The 18758-nt window shown below is 70.2% G+C and carries 21 protein-coding genes and 1 pseudogene; 12 read left to right on the top strand and 10 right to left on the bottom strand.

Annotated features, from left to right (window positions below; genetic code table 11):
* Positions 1-18 precede the first annotated feature (18 nt).
* Together ABD292_RS17090 and ABD292_RS17085 are read left to right on the top strand one after the other, a co-directional pair.
* Entirely contained in the window at positions 19-657 is a 639-nt protein-coding gene (locus tag ABD292_RS17090; protein WP_344208241.1) for a TetR/AcrR family transcriptional regulator C-terminal domain-containing protein, read from the top strand.
* A 366-nt stretch (positions 658-1023) separates the two neighbouring features.
* Positions 1024-2040: a nuclear transport factor 2 family protein gene (locus ABD292_RS17085; RefSeq protein ID WP_344208240.1), complete on the top strand. Its 1017-nt coding sequence runs from the start codon at positions 1024-1026 to the stop codon at positions 2038-2040.
* On the opposite strand, the gene ABD292_RS17080 is transcribed toward ABD292_RS17085, so the two are convergent.
* Positions 2033-4720 (bottom strand): ATP-binding protein, encoded by a 2688-nt coding sequence (locus ABD292_RS17080; RefSeq protein ID WP_344208239.1) that lies wholly within the window; start codon positions 4718-4720, stop codon positions 2033-2035. The genes ABD292_RS17085 and ABD292_RS17080 overlap by 8 nt on opposite strands.
* A gap of 160 nt (positions 4721-4880) precedes the next feature.
* Here ABD292_RS17080 and ABD292_RS17075 point away from each other — a divergent pair, with 160 nt between their 5' ends.
* Positions 4881-5300 carry a hypothetical protein gene (locus ABD292_RS17075; protein WP_344208237.1) on the top strand — a complete coding sequence of 140 codons (420 nt, stop codon included), beginning with the start codon at positions 4881-4883 and terminating at the stop codon, positions 5298-5300.
* 32 nt (positions 5301-5332) lie between these two features.
* On the opposite strand, the gene ABD292_RS17070 is transcribed toward ABD292_RS17075, so the two are convergent.
* Positions 5333-6523, bottom strand: a complete 1191-nt coding sequence (locus tag ABD292_RS17070) for a CU044_5270 family protein (RefSeq protein ID WP_344208236.1) — start codon at positions 6521-6523, stop codon at positions 5333-5335.
* A gap of 712 nt (positions 6524-7235) precedes the next feature.
* On the opposite strand from ABD292_RS17070, the gene ABD292_RS17065 reads away from it, so the two are divergent.
* Positions 7236-8180, top strand: a complete 945-nt coding sequence (locus ABD292_RS17065) for a hypothetical protein (protein WP_344208235.1) — start codon at positions 7236-7238, stop codon at positions 8178-8180.
* Here the strand turns inward: ABD292_RS17065 and ABD292_RS17060 are convergent, their stop codons facing one another.
* Both ABD292_RS17060 and ABD292_RS17055 read right to left on the bottom strand, forming a co-directional pair.
* On the bottom strand, positions 8181-8789 hold the full coding sequence (locus ABD292_RS17060; RefSeq protein ID WP_344208234.1) for a DUF1707 SHOCT-like domain-containing protein: 609 nt from the start codon (positions 8787-8789) through the stop codon (positions 8181-8183).
* A gap of 21 nt (positions 8790-8810) precedes the next feature.
* Positions 8811-8999 (bottom strand): annotated as a pseudogene (locus ABD292_RS17055) (response regulator transcription factor); the annotation flags it as partial.
* 68 nt (positions 9000-9067) lie between these two features.
* Between ABD292_RS17055 and ABD292_RS17050 the strand changes: the two are divergent.
* The gene (locus ABD292_RS17050; protein ID WP_344209080.1) at positions 9068-9580 is read left to right on the top strand and encodes a DUF4386 family protein; all 513 of its coding nucleotides are present in this window, start codon (positions 9068-9070) and stop codon (positions 9578-9580) included.
* A gap of 84 nt (positions 9581-9664) precedes the next feature.
* Here ABD292_RS17050 and ABD292_RS17045 read toward each other — a convergent pair whose 3' ends face one another.
* On the bottom strand, positions 9665-10273 hold the full coding sequence (locus ABD292_RS17045) for a DUF6461 domain-containing protein (protein ID WP_344208233.1): 609 nt from the start codon (positions 10271-10273) through the stop codon (positions 9665-9667).
* Between the two features lie 71 nt (positions 10274-10344).
* Here ABD292_RS17045 and ABD292_RS17040 point away from each other — a divergent pair, with 71 nt between their 5' ends.
* From ABD292_RS17040 to ABD292_RS17030, 3 genes are all read left to right on the top strand, one after another.
* Positions 10345-11448: a DUF6461 domain-containing protein gene (locus ABD292_RS17040; RefSeq protein ID WP_344208232.1), complete on the top strand. Its 1104-nt coding sequence runs from the start codon at positions 10345-10347 to the stop codon at positions 11446-11448.
* A 115-nt stretch (positions 11449-11563) separates the two neighbouring features.
* The gene (locus tag ABD292_RS17035) at positions 11564-12004 is read left to right on the top strand and encodes a MarR family winged helix-turn-helix transcriptional regulator (RefSeq protein WP_344208231.1); all 441 of its coding nucleotides are present in this window, start codon (positions 11564-11566) and stop codon (positions 12002-12004) included.
* A gap of 122 nt (positions 12005-12126) precedes the next feature.
* Complete coding sequence (locus ABD292_RS17030) at positions 12127-12603, top strand: hypothetical protein (protein ID WP_344208230.1); 477 nt, start codon at positions 12127-12129, stop codon at positions 12601-12603.
* A gap of 37 nt (positions 12604-12640) precedes the next feature.
* On the opposite strand, the gene ABD292_RS17025 is transcribed toward ABD292_RS17030, so the two are convergent.
* Entirely contained in the window at positions 12641-13360 is a 720-nt protein-coding gene (locus ABD292_RS17025; RefSeq protein ID WP_344208229.1) for a MerR family transcriptional regulator, read from the bottom strand.
* Between the two features lie 63 nt (positions 13361-13423).
* Between ABD292_RS17025 and ABD292_RS17020 the strand changes: the two genes are divergently transcribed.
* Positions 13424-14086, top strand: coding sequence for a hypothetical protein (locus tag ABD292_RS17020; RefSeq protein ID WP_344208228.1), 663 nt, complete (start codon positions 13424-13426; stop codon positions 14084-14086).
* Here the strand turns inward: ABD292_RS17020 and ABD292_RS17015 are convergent.
* A complete protein-coding gene (locus ABD292_RS17015) occupies positions 14037-14561 on the bottom strand; it encodes a hypothetical protein (protein WP_344208227.1) in 525 nt (174 codons plus the stop codon). The two genes, ABD292_RS17020 and ABD292_RS17015, sit on opposite strands and share 50 nt — an antisense overlap.
* A 418-nt stretch (positions 14562-14979) precedes the next feature.
* On the opposite strand from ABD292_RS17015, the gene ABD292_RS17010 reads away from it, so the two are divergent.
* From ABD292_RS17010 to ABD292_RS17000, 3 genes are all read left to right on the top strand, one after another.
* Entirely contained in the window at positions 14980-16077 is a 1098-nt protein-coding gene (locus ABD292_RS17010) for a helix-turn-helix domain-containing protein (protein WP_344208226.1), read from the top strand.
* Positions 16074-16619 carry a PIN domain-containing protein gene (locus ABD292_RS17005; RefSeq protein ID WP_344208225.1) on the top strand — a complete coding sequence of 182 codons (546 nt, stop codon included), beginning with the start codon at positions 16074-16076 and terminating at the stop codon, positions 16617-16619. Before ABD292_RS17010 ends, ABD292_RS17005 begins: the two co-directional genes overlap by 4 nt.
* A 149-nt stretch (positions 16620-16768) precedes the next feature.
* Positions 16769-17146: a VOC family protein gene (locus ABD292_RS17000; RefSeq protein ID WP_344208224.1), complete on the top strand. Its 378-nt coding sequence runs from the start codon at positions 16769-16771 to the stop codon at positions 17144-17146.
* 15 nt (positions 17147-17161) lie between these two features.
* On the opposite strand, the gene cpt is transcribed toward ABD292_RS17000, so the two are convergent.
* From cpt to ABD292_RS16985, 3 genes are read right to left on the bottom strand one after another with little or no spacing between them, the layout of a single operon-like run.
* A complete protein-coding gene (gene cpt, locus ABD292_RS16995) occupies positions 17162-17695 on the bottom strand; it encodes a chloramphenicol phosphotransferase CPT (RefSeq protein WP_344208223.1) in 534 nt (177 codons plus the stop codon).
* Between the two features lie 27 nt (positions 17696-17722).
* Entirely contained in the window at positions 17723-18403 is a 681-nt protein-coding gene (locus ABD292_RS16990) for an NADPH-dependent F420 reductase (protein WP_344208222.1), read from the bottom strand.
* Positions 18404-18413: 10 nt separating this feature from the next.
* Entirely contained in the window at positions 18414-18671 is a 258-nt protein-coding gene (locus ABD292_RS16985; RefSeq protein WP_344209079.1) for a cellulose binding domain-containing protein, read from the bottom strand.
* Between the last annotated feature and the right edge of the window lie 87 nt (positions 18672-18758).

Raw genomic sequence — 18758 nt, 5'->3', positions numbered from 1 at the left:
TTTGTTAAGGTGTCAACCGTGGCAAAGGGCATCAACAAGGAGCGGATCGTGGCGGCAGCGCTCGAGCTGCTCGACGAGAAGGGCATGGACGCACTCACTGTCCGTGCGCTCGCTGCGCGGCTCGATGTGCAAGCACCCGCGCTGTACTGGCACGTCCGCAACAAACAGGAACTGCTCGACGAGATGAGCACGTTCGTGATGCGCCGCGTGACGGACGCGTTGTCGGAGATCCCGCCCGGCGCCGGCTGGCGGGCCAACCTCGCCGACTACGGCCGCATCCTGCGCATGGAATACCTGCGCCATCGGGACGGGGCTCGCATCTTCAGCGGCACGCGCTTGTCGGACCCGGACGTGGTGAAAGCAAAGGAAACCTGGCTCGCGCGCTTCGTGGCGGCCGGATTCACCCTCGTCGATGCCGACGATGCCATCGATGTGGTCACCGCGTTCGTCGTCGGGTTCGTCATCGAGGAACAGGAGCGAGTGCAGTCGGACGAGGCTTCCCCAGGTCGATACTCAGCCGCCGGTCGCGATGCTTGGCTGGGCGAGGGGGCCGACCTGATCAAAGCCGTGGGTCGCCTGCCCGATGACCGCCACGCACGGTTCGCGCGGCACCTCGACATCGTCCTCGACGGACTCGCAGCGCGGCTGCACCGCTGATGGCCATGCCTCGACCTGCGCGAGTACGCGGTGGAGCGCGCGTTACAGGCAGGGGTGTCGGTGTCATGGGTCACCGCGGATGAGGCCTACGGCCTGGACTTCAAGTACCGGCGTTCCCTGGAGGAACACCGTCTCAGCCGAATCCGGCTGGTGGGAGGTCGTATTGGCTCGCAGACCGACTGATCTCCACGGTCGGGATGGCGCGCGAGGACCGGCTTCCGTGAGGGCGAAGACAGTCGGACTCGATGGCGCTTCCATGACCTACCTGGTGCCGTGCGTCTGACTACCGTCATGTTGACAGATTTGCCGTGAAGAGGATCGGCCTAATTTCGGTGGCACCTGAAAGAACATCGAAAGGGGCAGGTCATGAAGGGAACGCGGGTTGCGGGGGTGGGCCTCGCAGTCGGGGCGGTGCTGGCGCTCTGCACGATCACGGGGCCGGCGCAGGCGACCGGGGGAGGCTGGGACAGAACGGTGGGCTGCGCGGAGGCGCGGTCGGAGGTCACCTCCATCAGCGGCTGGGTCTCGCCCAACGCCTGCACTTTCATCAAGCGGCAGATCACGTTCGGCAAGGTCACCACCCCCGACCGGGTGGATGCCTACGCCGAGATCTGGGCCAAGGACGCGACGCTGTGGGAGCCGGCGAAGGCGAGCGCGCCGCTGATCCAAGGTGAGGAGGCCATCAGAAAGTCGATGAGCGGATCGCTCAGCCTGGTCCCCGACTTCCGCTTCCGCGGCACGCGCATCGCCGTGAACGGTCCCGCCGTCATGTTCGAAGCGCACAACGAGGCCACGATCAAGGGACACGAGGTCACCTACCCTGCGGTCTACCGGGTCCAGCTGACCGACGGTGGCAAGGTCGACCAGGGCCGTCGCTACTACGACCGGCACACCTGGTTCAAGCCGCTCGACCCCGGGTTGCCCGACCTGTTCGCCGGCGTCGCCGACGGCAGCACCCCCGACCAGGGCCGTAAGCCGGTCCTCGGCCCCGATGAGCTCGTCGCCCGTGCCGAGGCATGGAACGGCGAGAACGCGGAGGCACTGGTGGAACGGCTCACCGGCGCGCCGCTGTCCGCCCCTGGCCTGAACGGCGGCACGCTGCGCACCAGGCAGGGCAAGCTCGCCTACCTGAAGAGGTTCTTCGACCAGGTCAGCGATGTCCGGCTGCAGCCGGGCCAGGCCGTCAAGGTCGACGGCGCGACGTACTTGGAATGGCACGGCACGCTCCTGCCCAAGGGCCAGACCGACGCGGTCAGCTTCGGCATCATCGAGCGGGTCGGCGACAACGGTGACATCTCGAACGAGTGGGCCCTGACCTTCGACCAGCTGCCGCTCGTCGCCGACGAAGCCAAGATCACCGAGCTGTACGGCAGGCTCAGGTAGCGATCGCGGCCAGCTCCGCCCGCGAGGAGATCCCCAGCTTGGGGAAGGCCTTGTAGAGGTGGTAGCCGACGGTGCGTGGGCTGAGGTACAGCTGGGCCGCGATGTCGCGGTTGGACGCGCCCGCGGCGGCCAGCCGTACCACCTGCCTCTCCTGCGTGGTGAGGACGCTGAGCGGATCGTCCGCCTGACGCGGGGCCGCGGGGACGTCGCCGGTGGCGCGTAGCTCGGCGCGGGCGCGCTCGGCCCACAGCATCATGCCGAGCCGGTCGAAGGTCTCCAGGGCGGCGCGCAGCTGGGCGCGGGCGGCGGCCCGCTTGCGCGCCCGCCGTAGCCACTCGCCGTAGAGCAGCCGGGTGCGGGCCTGCTCGTGTGGTTGCTCGCCCTGCTCGTGCGCCCGCAGGGCCTCCTCGTACAGGTCCTCGTCATTCTCGACGAGGGCGCGGCAGCGCAGGACGACCGCGTCGGCGGACGGCACGCCGACGCCGGCCGCCCAGTTCAGGTAGTACGCCAGGGGCTCGCGCGCCCGCTCGGGCTCCCTGGCCTTGACGGCGGCCTCGATCCGGTCAGGGGCGACGAAGACGGACACCGGCGCGTTGGCGGCCGAAATCCTCTCCAGGAGCTCCAGCGACGCCTTCGGACGGCCCAGCGCGAGCTCCAGCCGCCCGAGCCCGGCCACCGCGACCGCCTCGGCCGTGCGGAGCCCGCGCATTTCCGCCTGTTCGAAGACGGCCGCGGCCGCCGTCCGGCAACCCTGCTCGTCGCCCAGCTCGCCGCGCGCCAGGGCGAGCAGCGCGGTGAGCGCGACCGCTCCGTTCCGCTGCCCCAGGTCGCCGGTCACGGGGATGATCTCCTCAAGCCTGGTCGCCGCCTCGCGATACCTGCCGAGCAGCATCTGCGCCTGCAGCCGGGTCTCCACGGCGGTGGTCAGCCAGCCGCCCATGTCGTGGGCCCTGCACTCGGCCTCGACGCGCGCCGCGGCGGCCTCGCCCTGACCGTAGCGCCCGACGGGCGCGCACAGCTGGGCCATGAAGAGCATGCCTGGCACCTGGAGCGCGGACAGATCCGGAGCGAGCACCAGCTCCTGCATGAGCGTGACCGCATCCTTCAGGTCGCCGTTGACCAGCGCGGCCAGCCCGAGCGCGCCGCTCACCAGCGGAGAGCCGATCTTGGGCAGGGCCCTGAGCAGTCCTGCCGCCTGCTCCGCCAGGCCCGGGTCACCGGCGTACCATCCGCAGCGCACCGCCTCCACGATCAGGTAGGCCGCGCGCTCGGCGTCCAGCCTGGCGACCCGCTCCGCGCCGGCGATGATGAGCTCGCCGGCCGCGGCCTGGCTGCCCTGCTCGAACTCCCGATGGGCGCGCACCTGGATCAGGTGAGCGAGGGCCAGCGGGTCCTGGATCTCCTCGCTGGCCCGGTCGGCCAGCGAGCCCGCGCGGGTCGGCTGGCCCGCGTCGCTGGCCGCCACGGCCGCGGCGGCCAGCCGTACCGACCGCTTGGCGGTGTCGGGGGTGAGTTCGGCGGCCCGCTCGTAGGCCGCGGCCATGGCCGCGAAGCCGGAACGGGTGCGCGCCCGCTCCGCGGCCAGCTCAAGCTCGCGCGCCACGTCCTCGTCAGGCGTGGTCGTCGCCGCGGCCAGATGCCAGGCCCTGCGGTCGGCGTGCTCGCCGCCGTCGAGCACCTCGGCGAGCGCACGCCGTACGGCCAGCCGCGACGTCAACGGCAGGTTCTGGTAGGCGGCGGCCCTGATGAGCGGGTGCCTGAAGGCCACCACGGCCCCGTTCACCGTGACCAGCTTGGCCTGCTCGGCCGCTTCCAGGTCCGCCACCCCGGCGGAGAAGGACTCCGCGGCGCGCAGCACGATGCCGAGATCACCTGTGTCGTCGGCCGCGAGCACCGCGAGCAGGGCCTGAGCCCTGTCGGGCAGCGCCCTGATCTGCTGCTGGAAGGCCTGCTGCACCCGGTTGGCGACCGGAAGGGTGGTGAACGGGTTCAGCTGCCCGGCCCGCTGCTCCGAGGTGAGCGTGGACGGCAGCTCGATGAGCGCGAGGGGATTGCCGCCCGCCTCGTCCAGGACGCGGTCACGCACCTGCGGCGCCAGATCCCTGGCCGACTCGGCCAGCAGCGCGACGGCGGCGTCGCGGTCCACACCGTCCAGCCACAGCTCGGGCAGCCCCTGTGGGTGGAACTCCTCCCTGCCCGCGAACACCAGCGCGATGCCTTCCGCGTCCAGCCGCCGCGCCACGAACACCAGCGCGTCGATGGACGCCCGATCGAACCACTGCGCATCGTCGACCAGGCAGAGCAGCGCCCCGTCGCCCGCGACCTCGGCCAGCAGGCTGAGCACGGCCAGCCCGACGAGGAACCGGTTCTCCGGAGCCGCCGCCCCCAGCCCCAGCGCGCCCTGCAGCGCCGCCGCCTGTGCCTCGGGCAGCACGTCGATCCGGTGAAGCTCGGAACGCAGGAGCAGATGCAGGGCGGCGTACGGCAGCTCCGCCTCGGACTCGATGCCGACCCCGTGGAGCACCCGCACCCCTGCGGCCCGCTCCGTCAGGTGGCCGAGCAACGCGGTCTTCCCGATGCCCGGCTGGCCGCGTACCACCAATGCGCTACTGCGCCCGGAACGCGCGTTCGCCAGCAGCCGATCCACCTGAGCCTGCTCCGCAGCCCGCCCGTACAGCATGGCCGAAATCTAGCGGAACGCGGACATAGCTCCGGCCTGGCAGTGCGAGCGGGGGAGCGTGACCGGACACTACCGTCACGATGACAGATTCGGCGCGGCGTCGGCCTGCGTAATTTCGTCGGCACAGGGACGACAGCGTCCCGCACGAAAGGATCTGATCATGGCCGCTCACGCCACCGCGCCCACTACTGCCGCCGACTCCGACACCGGGGCCAAGCTGCTGCGGTTCGCGCTCAAGCAGGACGCCATCGGGTCGGGCGCCAACGGCCTCGTCTTCCTGGCGGTCGCAGCGATCTTCGGCTCGATGTTCGGCCTGCCCGCCGCGTTCCTCGTGCCGGCCGGCGCGTTCCTGGTCGCCTTCGCCGCGACCCTCCTCCACCTTGCGGCGCGTCCGGTGGTGAACAGGGCGGCGGTGATCGCGGTGATGGTGGTCAACGTGGCCTGGGTGGCGGCCAGCGCGGAGATGCTGATCGCCGGATGGTTCCCGCTGACCGGTCTGGGCACGGCCTTCGTGGTCGTCCAGGCGGCAGTGGTGGCGGGCTTCACCGGCCTGCAGTTCGCCGGGCTCCGCAAGGCCTGAGCGAGCTGCGGACTGTGAGACCTCCGGATATTTCAGCTCGGCGCCTCGTCGGTCCATTCGGCGACCTCATAAGTTTCGTACTCCGACACCTCGCCGGGCTCGTGAAAACGGTCTGGCTGACTCTCGGTCGTCAGGCGGCGGGGCTTGCCGTCGTCTCCCGGGGGGAGATCGCGGGAGCCGTGCGGCGGCGTCGCCACGAGATCGCGCATGGCCAGCAGTGTTCCGTTGTCAGGGTCGATGATCCACTGGCGTCGGTAGGTACCGAGCTGCTTGGGTGCGGTGAAGAGGCCGAGGGGGACGGTCGTCTCCAACGGCAGGGCAATCACCACTCCAGGACGGCCCAACGGGTCGGTCGTCCTGCTCTCGACCTTGACGCCGGGCAGGGTGGCGAGCATCCGGAACGCGGCCGCCCGTACCGCCGGCGGGACGAGCGCCTCGGCCAGCAAGGTGCCGGCCACATCACTCAGCGCTCGGACGCGCTTCTCACCGTGCAGGGCCCGCATCGGCTGCCTCGTGACGACCGGAGCGTACGCCTCCCAATTGCCTTTGAGATCCAGCAGCGCGTTCTCCAACTGTTCGGGCTGGGTCGGCAGCGCGGCCAGCTGTTGCGGTGTCATGCCGAAGAATCGTCGATCGTCCACCCTGCGGCACGGTTGCCTGCTTTTCGGAGTTTCGAAGAACAGGGTGCCCGGCCCGTCCGCGGTCGCCACCTGCACCTTCATGGGAGCTCCCGCTTTCCGCCATTTCTGCCTGTCGCGGGCGGTCCACGGGCGGGCAGGCAAGTCCTGGACGGCGAAGCATGACTTGCCGCGCTGATCGGTCCAGTCGTCGTACTGCATCCTCGACTCGACCTTGTAGTGGTCCGCCGCGTTCTCGCCGACCGCGTAGATCTTCCCGGCGATACGGGTGGTGTGCCAGTACTTGCCGGTCGGCCCTTCCTGAACGTTGGCGGCGGCCACCAGCAGGGCGTTGCCCGGGGCCTGAGGGCTTCCGTTCTCGCCGAAACGGACCGGCTGGTCCCGGTCCGACGTCAGAGAGATGGTGGCCAGGGTCGCCGCGACCAGTGCGGTCGTCGCCATCATGCTCATCATCGGAACTCTGAAGCTGCGGCGGGAACGTCGGGGAGGATCAGAGCGCCAGTTGGCACGCAGGGCGAGCTGGTCCGGGGCCTCCTCCTGGGCCAGCGTCGTCCGCATCTGCCGGAGTGCGTCGAGTTCATCCATCGTTGTTCTCCCCCGGGAGGGCTTTGCGGAACGCTGCCGGTCCTCGAGCGACTGGCCAAGGCTCTGGACGCCGATCTGGAGGTGCGGATCAACCCGCGTGCTCCCGTAGCCTGAGCCTGATGACCGCGCCTCACAGCGCGCGTAGTGAGAGTGAGGCGGAGGCTCTGGCCGGGAGTCTCACTCCCGACGATCGCCAAATGATCCGTACCGCTGAGCTTGCGCGGTACTGGCGGCCCTCGCAGAGGGGAACGGGGACCGATGGTGGTGGAATCGGAGGCCGAACGATCTGCATCAGGGCTGGTAGTCACTAGAGCTGCGGTGACAGCAGACGTGGCCGGCAAAAGCTTCGGCGTGCGAGACTCCCGGCATGAGAGCGGCGGGTCGGGTGCTGGCCGTGCTGGTGGTGGTCGTAGCCGCCGGTTGTGCGTGGAGTCCCGATGCGGGCCCTGTCGGGCGTACGCACTCGCCTGACCGCGTCGGCGACGTGATCTCGCCGCGTCCGGTCGGGGTTGCGGAGCTTCAGGCGTTGCCGGCTCGGCCGGCGAGGTGCGCGTTGCCGCCGGAGGGGCGCGATGATCTGCGTGCGTCCGAGGTCGCGACGGCGTGGCGTACGCTCTGGGTCGATCGGGCCCGTGGATCCATGGGCCTGCTCGCCGTGGCCGCGGACGGTGCGCTCTGGACCACCTTCTGGGGGGACAAGGAGCGCGGAGGGGTGCGTCGTCGGGATGGCGGCGCGTGGCAGGCGTTCGAGGTTCCTTCCCTTCCCCGTCGTGGTGGGCAGTCGATCGTGGCGCTCGCCGCGGCCTCGGCGGATCGAGCCTGGGTGTTCGGTCAGTCCAGTGACAGGAAGGGGGCGGACACGGTCGGGTTCATCGGCACGTACGAGGGCGGCCGGTGGCGTTCGGAGGCGCTGGCGAAGCCGGCGGCCGATGCGATCGGGTGGGCCTACACCTCCGCGCGATCCCTCGGAGCGGACCGTACGTGGGCGGTGAACGGGCAGGTGGGGCTGCTGTGGACGGGGCGGGAATGGCACCGCCATCAGCTGCCCGCGCGGGCGGGCGCGCTCGGCGCGGAGGGCGAGCAGGTCTGGGCGGTGACCGGGGAGCACAGCGGGCAGCCGGTGGCGATGCGCTGGGAGCAGGCGGGGTGGCGCCTGATCGGGGTGCCCGTGCTCGAGACGCCGGACCACGAGGTGTCGGGCAGCGTGCTCCGGGACGTCGCCGTGATCGGTCCCGATGACGTCTGGGCCGTGGGCGGGGTCTCGTGGCTGATGGAGCACGAGTACGACGACGAGGGCGAGCCACTGGAAAGGGGCCGCCCGGTGGCCCTGCACTGGGACGGGAGGTCGTGGACCTGCCACTGGGGCCCGCTGGGGTCGACCGCGGGGCGTCCTGCTGGGCGGATGGCCAGGTTCGGCCAGGCGGAGCCCGACGGCAGGGGCGGCCTGTGGGTGCTCGGCCGCGGCGACCTGCTCTGGCATCTGTCCGACGGGCGCTGGACCCGGCACCGGGTGCCCGCGCCGGCCGGGTACGCGGCGAAGGTCAGCTCTCTGGCCCGGCGGCCCGGTACGAGCCAGGTCTACGCCGTGGGTTCGGTGACCTCGGAGGAGAAGGACGCCTTCGAGGTCTCCCACGCCGCCCTCTGGCGGGCGGGCTGATCAGCGCTTGCGCCGGTGGCGTGGCTTGCCGCTCACCCCGCCGAACAGTGCCAGGCCCTTCACCACCAGCACCGGCGCCGACGGATCGACGTCCGCGCTGCCGTGTACGTCGAAGCCGCCGAAGATCCCGATGCCCTCGCTGCGCACCTCCATCCCCTCGGGCACGATGATCTCGGCCCCTCCGAAGATCGCGTTGATCCTGATCTCGACCTCCCTCGCCTCGAACTCGGCATCGGTCAGGTCGAGCCGCACGCCACCGAAGAGGGCCAGCCCGGTGGTCCGGCGCCGTACCCGCCAGCGGCCCTTGCGCTCGCTGCCGCCGAAGACGGCGATGACGTTCTCGGGCGCGGACTCCGTGGCCGGCGGGTTGGAGACCAGGCTGGGGGCCACCGGGTGGCGCTGGTCGGCCTGGAGGTCATGGGTGAGGAGCTGGAGCTCTCCCACGGTCTTGGCCAGGTAGACCTTGTCCAGGCGTTCGGAGTACTCCTCGTGGCTCAGCTGGCCGGTGCTCATGGCTTCGCCGAGCACGGCGGCGATCTGCTCCCGGTTGTTGTCCGAGGCGCGGAGGTGTGACGGCTGAGGGTCCCTGGGCGAGGGGAGGTTTTCCATAGCAGTCACGATAGTACGCGTTCAGGGGCGGTTGAGGTAGAGGAGGACGGCCAGGACGCGGCGGTGGTCCTCCTCCGAGTTCGCCAGGCCGAGCTTGGCGAGGATCGAGCTGACATGGGTCTCCACCGTCCGGTCGGTCAGCCAGAGGCGCCGGGCGATGCCGACGTTCGTACGGCCCTCCGCCATCAGCGCCAGCACCTCGCGCTCCCGCGCGCTGAGCGACGCAAGAGGGTCGCCGGTCCGGGGGGAGCGACAGCAGCGGCGCGGAGGCGCCGGCCCTGGCCGCGGCCCACCCCGGCCTGTACCGCCTCGCCACCGTCGCCGCGATGCTGGCGAGCATGCTCATGGTCCCGGCGGCTCTCGGCGTCAAGCGGCTCGTGGCGGACCGGAGCCCGGGACTCGCTTTCATCGGTACGGTGCTGACGGCCGGTGGATACATCTGCTACTTCGGGATCGCCCTCAGCGGGATCACCGACGTCGCCATGGCCGAGCACGGCGGCCCCGTCCAGGACTACGCGATCGTCCTCGACAACAGCCAGAGCGACGCCTCGACCCTGTGGGTGTTCCTCCTCTTCGTGCTCGGCAACCTGGTCGGGACGCTGCTGCTCGGCCTGGTCCTCCTCCGCAGCCGCAGGGTCCCGCTCTGGACGGCCGCCGCGGTCCTCGCCTGGCCTCCGCTCCACCTGACCGGACTGGTGGTGGGCAGCGAGTGGTTCGAGGTCGCGGGCGCCGCCCTGCAGGCGGTCGGCCTGACGGCCACCGGCTCCCGCCTCCTGACCGCACCTCGATGACCTCTCGGAGACCCCTGTGCGCGGAGCCTGCGTCCGTCAGGCCTGCCCCGGGGTCTCGTGGCTGGGCTGCGCAGCCGCCGCTTCTCAGTCCACCGCAGCGAGATACGGACGCTCCTGCTCAAGCCACTCCAAGCTCAACCTGGCCCCCGTGGTGAGCTCCACCGTCGCCAGTGATGCCGCTCTCCAGCTCTTGCCCCTCCTCCACCTGAAGTGTGGCGCCATGACCGCCAGCTCTGGCCAACGTGCGAGATTCGCCTCGTGCACCCACTCCTCCGGGTACATGGCATCGACCGTGAGCAGCATCTCTCCGTCGACGGCGAAGCCGATGCGGTTGTTGGCGTTCACGTTCCAGTAGACGCTGTAAGCGCGGGCACCGGCGCTGAGACGCGACAGTACCGGAGGATGAACCCCGTGAAACCCGTTGTATTCGAACAACTCGGTCACCGAGCCGGACTGGCCCACCAGCACAGCCCAGGCACCTTCGTCGGAGTAGTCGTCCTCAAAGCGGGACACCTCATGGACCTCGTGACTTGCGCCGCCACTCACCCGGTCGCCAATCTCGGTGAGTGTGAGCGGCTTTCCGTCGTCAGGAACGACAACGGTCCAGCAAATGCCCGTTCCCAGCCAATGATCCTTGAGTAAGCGCTGGTAGTAGCGATACACCTCAGAGCCCGCAGGCTTCCCGGTGCTCATGACATGCAACTCCGTCACGTCAGATGGTTGGAGTGCAAGATCTTCGCAGTCTCCCCGAACCGGAAGCCACCATGGACGTTTCACTCAGCGCCTACGAACGCGCCCAGCACCAGTTCCCCGATCACGGCTGCCTGACCTGGATCGGAACCGGTACGTCCGACGAGGCGTTCGCCGGCCTGGTACGTGGTTTCGGCGGCGACCCGGCCACCGCCCACCCCGCCACCTGGGCGGACGCCGAAGGCGAAGCCTACGACGACCTGGCCGAGGACGCCGACGGCATCATGCTGGCCGCTCGGCACGGAGCGTGGACGGTCGTCATGGAACTCTTCAACGCGCGGGGCATGAGCCTGCGGACGCTGCGCGACCTGGCGGCCGGCGGCGAGGCGTACAGCGTGGGGTGGACCGTGAACGGCCTGGCGAGCGTCACGTACGTGGTCCGGGGCGAGCTGGTCGCCACCTTCGAGCCCGCCGACCTGGCAGGCGTCGCCCCCGCGTCCGGCCGTGACTGGCTGGCCGGGCTCCCGGTGTCGGAGGAGCAGTGGCGGCGGCACTGGTTCGGCGCGGCGCTGGCCGTCGGGGAGGAACTGTCCGGAGCGCGCGTGGACGGCTCCTGGCTGCGGCGGGAACACCTGTGCGTCCAGTTGCACCCGCTGCCGCCCCGCCCCGTGACGCCCGCGGACCTGCTGGACGCGGACATGCGGGCCGTCGCCGACCGCGATCCGCGCATCGGGGCGATCGCCGCCGACCCGACGCCCGCCAGGCTGCCGGAGATCATCCTTCTCGCCGCCGAACTGGCCGTCGTCACCACCGGCCTGGAGGGCCCGTCGATCGAGGAGGCTATGCGCTTCATCGCCGCCGGCGACCGAGGCGACACGGCCCAGGAGACCCGCACTCGCCTCTTCCGCCTGCGCGACCGGTACCGCTCCGAAGCTCGCGGCGTTCCCGGTGCGACTCCGGGGCACGACACCGAGCACGGCCGCCTGCTGCTGAAGGAACGGGCCGTGCAGGCGCTGATCTACGCGCTGCGGCCCGGCGCCGACCTCGCCGAGGTCGCGCGAGAGACCGTCGAGGCCGCCGGAGAGACCCATCTCCGCGAGGACAACGGCGACCGCGAGCGGGAACGCATCCTGAGCGTCGTTACCTACTACCTGCGCACCGGGATGAGCCCGTGGTGACCGGTCCCGAGTAAGTGGCGTTCGTCGGTACTCCAGCCGCACTTGTCGAGTCCCGAGGACTCGTGGGCCTTCCCGGAGCTCGCAGGGTGGGGCGGGCGTACGGGAGACTGGGCAGGTGACCGACGACCGTCCCGACGCGCCCGTGACCAGCCCCTCCATCATCCTGCTCACGCTGGCCCGCCGGATCGAGACCGAGCTCAATGCCGCCCTCTCCCCGCTCGACCTCACGGTGAGCAGGCTGGGGCTGCTCGGACACATCGCCGGTGTGCCGGGCGTCTCGTTCAGCGATCTGGCGCGCATGTCCGGGACCACGGTTCAGAGCGTTCACGCGGCCGTCAAGACGCTGGCCGGGGCCGGGCTGGTGCGCGACAACACCGCCCGGGCCGGCTCGGCGTCCGCGATCGAGGTGACGCCGGAGGGCGCGCGGCTCCTCAACGCGGCGAAGGAGGCGGTGAGCGGCGTCGACGAGCGGCTGTTCGGCCCGGACGCGGACCCGATCCAGCGGCAGATCGCCGACGCCGTCCGCGCCGCCTTCTCCGGCGGCGACCCCACCTGATTCCTGGGCCGGTCGCGGCCCGCCCCGCATCCAGGCCTGGCCCGAGGCTGCCCGCACGACCTTCAAGGAGACTGAAGGATGCGGTAGGCTTCAGGCTGCCTGAAGGTCGGGGAGGAGAGCCTGTGGAAGCGCTTTTGTTGTCGGTGCACGTGCTGGCGGGCATCGTGTTCGTCGGAGGTTCGGCCGTCGCGGCCAGCCTGTTCCCCCGTTACGCGCCCATCGCGGCCGGAGTTCCCGCCGGAGGCGTACCTGAGGCCGCGTCGCCTCAGGTCGAGCCGGACCGCAATCGGGCCGTGGCTCTGGCGATGCACCGCATCACCCGCGGCTACAGCCTCTTCGGCATCGTCGTACCCGTCGTCGGCGTCGTGCTGGCCCTGGTCCAGGGGCGGATGGGCGAGATCTGGGTCAATGTCTCCATGCTCCTGACCGCCGCCGCGGGCGGTCTGCTCGCCTTGCAGATCTACCCCCGGCAGCGGGCCGCGCTGGCCGAGCCGGGCGACGCCGGGTCTCTGCGCAGGCTGTCCATGCTCGCCGGGATCTACAACCTGCTCTGGCCCGCCGTCGTCGTCCTGATGATCGTCCGCCCGGGTGCTGACTGAGCACGGATCCGTCGAGGAGGCGCTTGGGCCAGAGCGCTCAGGACGGCGAGGGCCGGCGTACGGATACCTCAAGGACCACGGCGTGGGCGCCGTCGGCGTCGACGAGGTGTTCTTCCACCGTAGGGCCGGTGATGGCGAGGTGGTGGCGGCGCAGCCAGCCGAACAGGTCCCGCCCGGCCCGGACCACGTCCGTCGAGGGCGGGACGACGGCCCGTACGGCGGCGCGCGCGGGCAGGGTGAGCTGCTCGCCGCCATCGCGATCGGTGCTCACCGCCGCCGTGAACCCGCCGGTCGGCTCCCCGCGCAGCCAGGTCAGCAGGGTCGCCGGCGGCGCCGGGCACAGCGCGGCCAGCTCGGACGGGTGGTCGAGACGCACGCGGCGTACGCGCAGGCGGCGTGAGCCCAGCGTGGTTTCCTGGGGCAGGATCGACATCGGGGTGGTCAGGCGGTCCTCGGCATGAGCCGCGGCGGCGGTGAGGGCGGCGATGTCGTGCCTGATGCTCGTCACGATCTCGGCCAGGGCCTGTCGCAGCTGCGTCTCGGGCGCGTCCAGCAGGTCGGCGATCTGGCGTAACGGCAGGCCGAGGCGCTGCAGGCCGCGGATGCGTTCCAATCGCGACAGCTCGGCCACGCCATAGCGGCGGTAGCCGGTGGATCGGTCTACGGCGGCGGGCGGCAGGAGTCCGATCTTGTCGTAGTGGCGCAGGGTTCGTTCGGACACGCCGACCATGCGCGCCAGTTGCCCGATCCGCCACATCCCTGGCTCCTCTCCGCGGCAGGTTGACTTTGTCCCTGCGGCAAGGTCCTACCGTCACCGTCCATGACCGATGCGAACCCTCGGAACCGGCTCACCGGTGTCCTGCTGTTGACCTCGTTGGTGGCCATGATCGCCGGTGCGGCCATCGTGGTGCCATCGGGGTTGACCCTGAATTCGGCCGACCCCGGCGCCGCGCTGGCCGCCGTGGGCGAGCAGCCCGGGCTGCACCTGACCGAGCTGGCCTTCGACGTACTGGGCTGGCTGGCGCTGACCGCGGCCGGGCTCGTGATGTCCGCCCGCTCCGCCCGGGCACCGGAACCGCACCTGGTGACGCTGGCCGGCGGGCTGCTGGCCGCCGCCGGGCTGGCCGGTCTGCTTCACGACGCGGGGAACCTGGCGCTGACCCAGCTGGCCGCCCGCCCCACCGCCCCGGCGGTCGCCACCGTGGCCTGGGCGGTGCTGCTCACCGCCAAATGGGCGGTCAACCTGGCCGGACTGCTGTGGGTCGCCGCGACCGCCGCGGCGGCGGCCGGCCTCCCGATGCCGGCCGGGCTCCGCGTCGCCGGTGCGGCCGCCGCGCTCTCGGGCGCGGCCGCGGCCGTCCTTCCGTGGACGACCGGGACGGGCGGGCCGCCGGTGGCTCTGGAGCAGCTCGGGTACGCACTCCACCTGCCGGTCATGATCTGGTACGGGGTGCTGGGCGGGCGCTACCTGCGTCACCGGTAAGTCGGAAGTGTCGCCAGAATTGAAGTCGGTAAATGTCCACCTGGTACAGGTCGCGAGGAAAATCCGGCTCCCTGTCGTTGTCCAGACGCTTGTGTTGCACGCGAGCCGCCCACACGGAGTCGGGTCGCCCCAGGTCGAAAACCTGCTGTTCGTAGCCTTCCTCGTAGTAGTCCTGAAGGGTGATCCTGCCTGACCGCAGATAGATCTCCCCGGTCCACGCGTCTTCCCAGACCGGTTCCGGCAAAGGAGGCTCGCCGGTCCACAGTTCGAAGCGGATGTACGCCGGGGTACGCCGCACCGTCTCCAGCACCAGGCCATCACGGCCAATTGCGGCCCCTGGAATGGTCGCCGTCGACTTCCAGGCGCCATCCCACGGAGCCTGGTCCTGTCCGTGCAGAGCGGCCAGGTCTGCCACGAGGCACCACCCGAGATCGGTCTCGATGGCGTCCACCAGGCTCTTGATCAGCTCCGTCACGAAAGACTCCCTCTCGTCTTCGTTCCAGGACGCGCCCGTCCTCGTCGAGGCGATGGAACCAGCCGAGTGAGACGGTTTCTGATCACAATCCTCGCCGTTCAGCCGCCCCCACCGCCACCAAGGGCATGGCGCCCGAGGTCACTGCGCAGGCGAAGAGATGGAGGAGGGCTGGTCCAGGGACCGCGAGACCCTCGGACGGCCAGGATCATATTCGCTGGTGCTCCAGATGGCATCGACGAGCGCGATACCGGCAGCTGCTCTCGGATGGGCGCGAGATCAGATGGTGGTGGACTCGCAGACCGAATGTCCCATGCAGGGGCGTAGGCATGGCAAGGGGACGGAAGGCGGTCACCGTGACAATGGTCAAGATTCGGCTTTCCGCCTCGCCTGCTCCTGGTGCTCGTGCGATTATCGCACTATGAAGGATCCGGGCGAGTGGCTGGACATCGGTGAGCGGGTGCGGGAATGCCGTATGGCTGCCGACATGTCCCAGGAGGAGCTGGCGTCGGCGCTGAAGCTCGACCGGACCATGATTGCGAAGATCGAGCGAGGCATTCGCCGTGTCGACGCGCTCGAACTCGCCAAGCTGTCAGCGGTTCTTCAGGTGCCTCTGGGATATTTCCTCGATTCGCCGCCATCGGTGGTATCTCGCCGAGCAGAGCTGACCGACGACACCGTGACGGATGCGACGCGCCAATCTCATCGGCTGGAAGTGGCTCTCTCGGCGTGGCTGGCCGATATCCGGCAGCTCGTCGAGCTGGGAGTGTTCGATCCTCCTCCGATCGAACGCTGCCCGGAGGACGTCCGGGACACGCTGGGCGCCAGGCGCGCCGCCGCCTGGGTACGCGAGCGCCTCGGTCACGGCAACGAGCCCATCGATTCGCTCATGGGTGTCTGCGAACGGCTCGGGCAACTGGTCGCGGTGGTCGAGGTGCCCGGTGAAGGCGCCTCTCTCATCGAGGACGATCTCGCCGTGGCGGTCGTCAGCAGGCATGGCGATCCTGGCCGCCGGCGCGCGACCGCGGCTCACGAGCTGGGGCATCTGGTCGTCGGGGACGAGTACTCCACGGACATAGGCATCCATGTTTCTCGTGACGAAAGAGAAGCGATCATCGATGCGTTCGCCGCGGAGCTTCTTCTTCCGGCCGCGGCAGTGCGCAGCGTTGCTGCCTCGGGTGAGAGGGCGAAGCGCGAGGATTTGGTGATCTTGGCCGCGCGTTTCAGGACCTCCTGGTCATTGACGGTGCGGCAAGCCGTCGTAGCCGAAGTCATCGACAGGAGCGCCGCCAGAGAGCTACGCCGGCGAAACCCGACACGCGGGGAACTGATGGAAGCGGTGGGATGGACGCCTCAACCCGACCTGGAAACGGTTCGGGTGCCTCCGCGCTTCGCGCACGCGGTGATGGAGTGCTACAAGAGATCGCTCATCACGGAGTCTCGGGCGGTCGAACTCATGCGAGGCCAGATCGTGGCCGCCGATCTGCCGGCGCGTGATGATGGGGACCTCGACCTGTGAGCAGCGCTGAGCCGGACCCCCTCTTGGTGTTCGACGCCATGTGCCTGAATCATTTCGCTCGCGCGGAGCGCTTGGACGTACTGCGTGATCTTCTGGTCGGCACCGCGTGCTTGACCACGCACGTTGTGCGGGAAGAGATACGAGCGGGAGTGGAGGCGTATCCGCTTCTGCAGGCCGTGCTCGACGCGGACTGGCTAGGGCTGGCAAGGCTCGATTCTCTGGAAGAGATCAAGTGTTTTGCCAAGTGGGTGCAGCGGATCGGATCTTCGGAGCGCGATCTGGGGGAGGCCAGCGTGTTCTCCGCGACCGAACTGCATGGGGGGACCGCCATCACCGACAATCGGGGAGCCGTGGCCGTGGGGCGGGCGCATGGACTGGAGGTCCACGGCACCGTATGGCTTCTTGCCTGTGCGGTTCAGGACGGAAAGCTGAGCGAAGTCGCTGCCGGAAACATCGTGGATGCTTTGAGTGGGACAGGAATGCGTCTGCCGTGCACCGGCTCGACTTTCGGGCCCTACCTTCGTCGCAATGGTGGCACCTGATCCTCCAAGAGGGCGGCGCGGGGGTTGTGGCGATGGGGGTGCTCGCGCTCAGTTCGTGCAGGACCGCGATCCCTCGGGGGTGAGGTTGAGTGGTCTTCGAAAGACGGGCGGAGCGATGATTTTCGGGGCGGAAGTCGGTCTAAGAGGGCATGAGTACTCAGCCGAGCACGTACGCCATCCAGCCCATCCTGTGCACCGCCGACCTTGAGCGGTCGAAGTCCTTCTACGTCGAGTTGTTCGGCGCGGAGGAGCACATGCGGGTGCCGGGCGACGACGGGCCGTTCTCCGTGGAGCTCCGCTTCGGCGACGTCCGCCTGGGGCTGCTCGCCTACATGCCGGGGGTCGAGGTTCCGCCGGGCCGGGTCATCGTGGCGGTGTTCGTGCCCGACGTCGACAAGCTGCTGCCGCTGGTCGAGCCGGCCGGAGGGAAGGTGCGGGGGCCGGCCAACGACATGCCGTGGGGCCACCGGGTCGCCCACATCACCGATCCGGACGGCAACCTGATCAACCTCACCCAGCAGCTCTGAGCAGGTCCTGCCAGGTCACGCGAGGTGGGCGGCGACGACTCGGGCGCAGTCCAGCGGGTCCGTCTGGGAGGTGTCGATCTCCAGGTCGTACGACACGCCCTCGTGGACCGTCGTCGCCTGGGACGCGGCCATGCCCGCAGGGCGGTCGCCGCGGGCCGCCTCGCGGGCCGCGGCGACCGCGGGGTCGCAGCGTACGCCGACCCACAGCACGCCGAGCCCGGCGAGGGCCTGCCGCCACCGCTCCTGGGAGTCCGGGCCGCCGATGAACACGTCGTCCACGACGACCCGGGCGCCCGCGCGGGCCATCGCGGCGATGCCCGCCGTCCACGCGCCGTCGATGATCTTGAACTCCGGTCCGACGACCACGCTGCCGTCGGGGGCGAAAGAGACGCCCGCGTCGGAGTCCCGCAGGGCGGGGGGCAGCGCCTCGACCATGGTGTCGACCGAGAAGAAGAGCCACGGGTCCGGCAGGACCGTCTGAAGGGACCGCGCGATCGTGGTCTTGCCCGAGCTGGAGCCGCCGTTGAGAACGATCACCTGAATGGTCATCGCGCCATCGTACGGGCTGCCGGGGCCTCAGCGGCCGGCGGCGGCGAGGCCGGATCGGATGGTCTCGGCGGAGGCCGGCACGCCGGGCGACTCCCAGAAGTCGGCAGCGTCACCCGCGTACGGGCCGCCGTAGACGGGGGTGCCCGGCTGGAACCGCCGCCCCTCCGCCAGGGCCCCCGCGTCCACGGCGTCGTAGCCGATCGCGTCGAGGAACGCGGCCGCCTCCTCCTTCGCCGCCGCGTCGTCGCCGGCGATCGCCAGGGCACTGCGGTCGGCGGCCCCGGCGGGCCGGGCCAGCGCCCCGAGGTGCCGGAAGAAGATGTTGTTGAAGACCTTGACCACCCGCGACTCCGGCAGGTGCCGCTGGAGCAGCTCGCTCGACGTGGTCGAGTCGTCGTCGAGCTCGGGGAAGTGCCCGTCGCGCTCCGGATAGTAGTTGTTGGTGTCGAGGACGGTCTTGCCGGCGAGCGGCTCCACCGGCACCTCGCGGTACGCCTTCAGCGGGATGCTCACCACCACCAGGTCGCCGGCCGCCGCGGCCTCGGCCGCCGTGGCCGCCCGCGCCTTCGGGCCGAGCTCCCCGACGAGGTCGCCCAACGTCTCGGGGCCGCGTGAATTGCTGAGCACCACGTCGTATCCGGCCGCGACGGCGAGCCGGGCGACGGTGCCGCCGATGTGTCCGCTGCCGATGAAAGCGATAGTCGTCATGCTTGCTCTATCACCGGGAGAAGCCTTGGCATTCCCGGTGACAGGGCAGGCGGGGGTCAGGAGCAGGTGTAGCCGGAGGGATGGGCGGTGTCGCCGTTCGGCCGGGTGGCCTGGAAGCCGAACGTGGTGGCGGCCCCGGGGCGAGGGCGCCGTTGTGGGCGGCGTTCCGCACCGTAACGGTCCGGCCGGAGACGGTGACGGCGCCGTTCCACGAGCCGGTCAGGGTGCGGCCGGCGGGCAGGATGAAGGTGACCGTCCAGCCGGTCATGGCCGAGGCGCCGGTGTTGCTGAACGGATTGGGAAGCCGGGAGACGGCAGGCAGGGAGCCCGCGTCGGGGAGGCTGGGCATCGCGCA

The sequence above is a fragment of the Nonomuraea bangladeshensis genome, from assembly GCF_039529455.1.
In the GTDB taxonomy this organism is placed as follows: domain Bacteria; phylum Actinomycetota; class Actinomycetes; order Streptosporangiales; family Streptosporangiaceae; genus Nonomuraea; species Nonomuraea bangladeshensis.
This window is presented reverse-complemented; position numbering and strand designations above follow the sequence as displayed.

Excerpts from the sequence above, each read along its gene's own strand:
- ABD292_RS17085 (WP_344208240.1), top strand. The coding sequence starts at position 1,024 with ATGAAGGGAACGCGGGTTGCGGGGGTGGGCCTCGCAGTCGGGGCGGTG.
- ABD292_RS17080 (WP_344208239.1), bottom strand. The coding sequence starts at position 4,720 with ATGCTGTACGGGCGGGCTGCGGAGCAGGCTCAGGTGGATCGGCTGCTG.
- ABD292_RS17075 (WP_344208237.1), top strand. The coding sequence starts at position 4,881 with ATGGCCGCTCACGCCACCGCGCCCACTACTGCCGCCGACTCCGACACC.
- ABD292_RS17070 (WP_344208236.1), bottom strand. The coding sequence starts at position 6,523 with ATGGATGAACTCGACGCACTCCGGCAGATGCGGACGACGCTGGCCCAG.
- ABD292_RS17060 (WP_344208234.1), bottom strand. The coding sequence starts at position 8,789 with ATGGAAAACCTCCCCTCGCCCAGGGACCCTCAGCCGTCACACCTCCGC.
- ABD292_RS17045 (WP_344208233.1), bottom strand. The coding sequence starts at position 10,273 with ATGAGCACCGGGAAGCCTGCGGGCTCTGAGGTGTATCGCTACTACCAG.
- ABD292_RS17040 (WP_344208232.1), top strand. The coding sequence starts at position 10,345 with ATGGACGTTTCACTCAGCGCCTACGAACGCGCCCAGCACCAGTTCCCC.
- ABD292_RS17025 (WP_344208229.1), bottom strand. The coding sequence starts at position 13,360 with ATGTGGCGGATCGGGCAACTGGCGCGCATGGTCGGCGTGTCCGAACGA.
- ABD292_RS17020 (WP_344208228.1), top strand. The coding sequence starts at position 13,424 with ATGACCGATGCGAACCCTCGGAACCGGCTCACCGGTGTCCTGCTGTTG.
- ABD292_RS17010 (WP_344208226.1), top strand. The coding sequence starts at position 14,980 with ATGAAGGATCCGGGCGAGTGGCTGGACATCGGTGAGCGGGTGCGGGAA.
- ABD292_RS17000 (WP_344208224.1), top strand. The coding sequence starts at position 16,769 with ATGAGTACTCAGCCGAGCACGTACGCCATCCAGCCCATCCTGTGCACC.
- cpt (WP_344208223.1), bottom strand. The coding sequence starts at position 17,695 with ATGACCATTCAGGTGATCGTTCTCAACGGCGGCTCCAGCTCGGGCAAG.
- ABD292_RS16990 (WP_344208222.1), bottom strand. The coding sequence starts at position 18,403 with ATGACGACTATCGCTTTCATCGGCAGCGGACACATCGGCGGCACCGTC.
- ABD292_RS16985 (WP_344209079.1), bottom strand. The coding sequence starts at position 18,671 with ATGACCGGCTGGACGGTCACCTTCATCCTGCCCGCCGGCCGCACCCTG.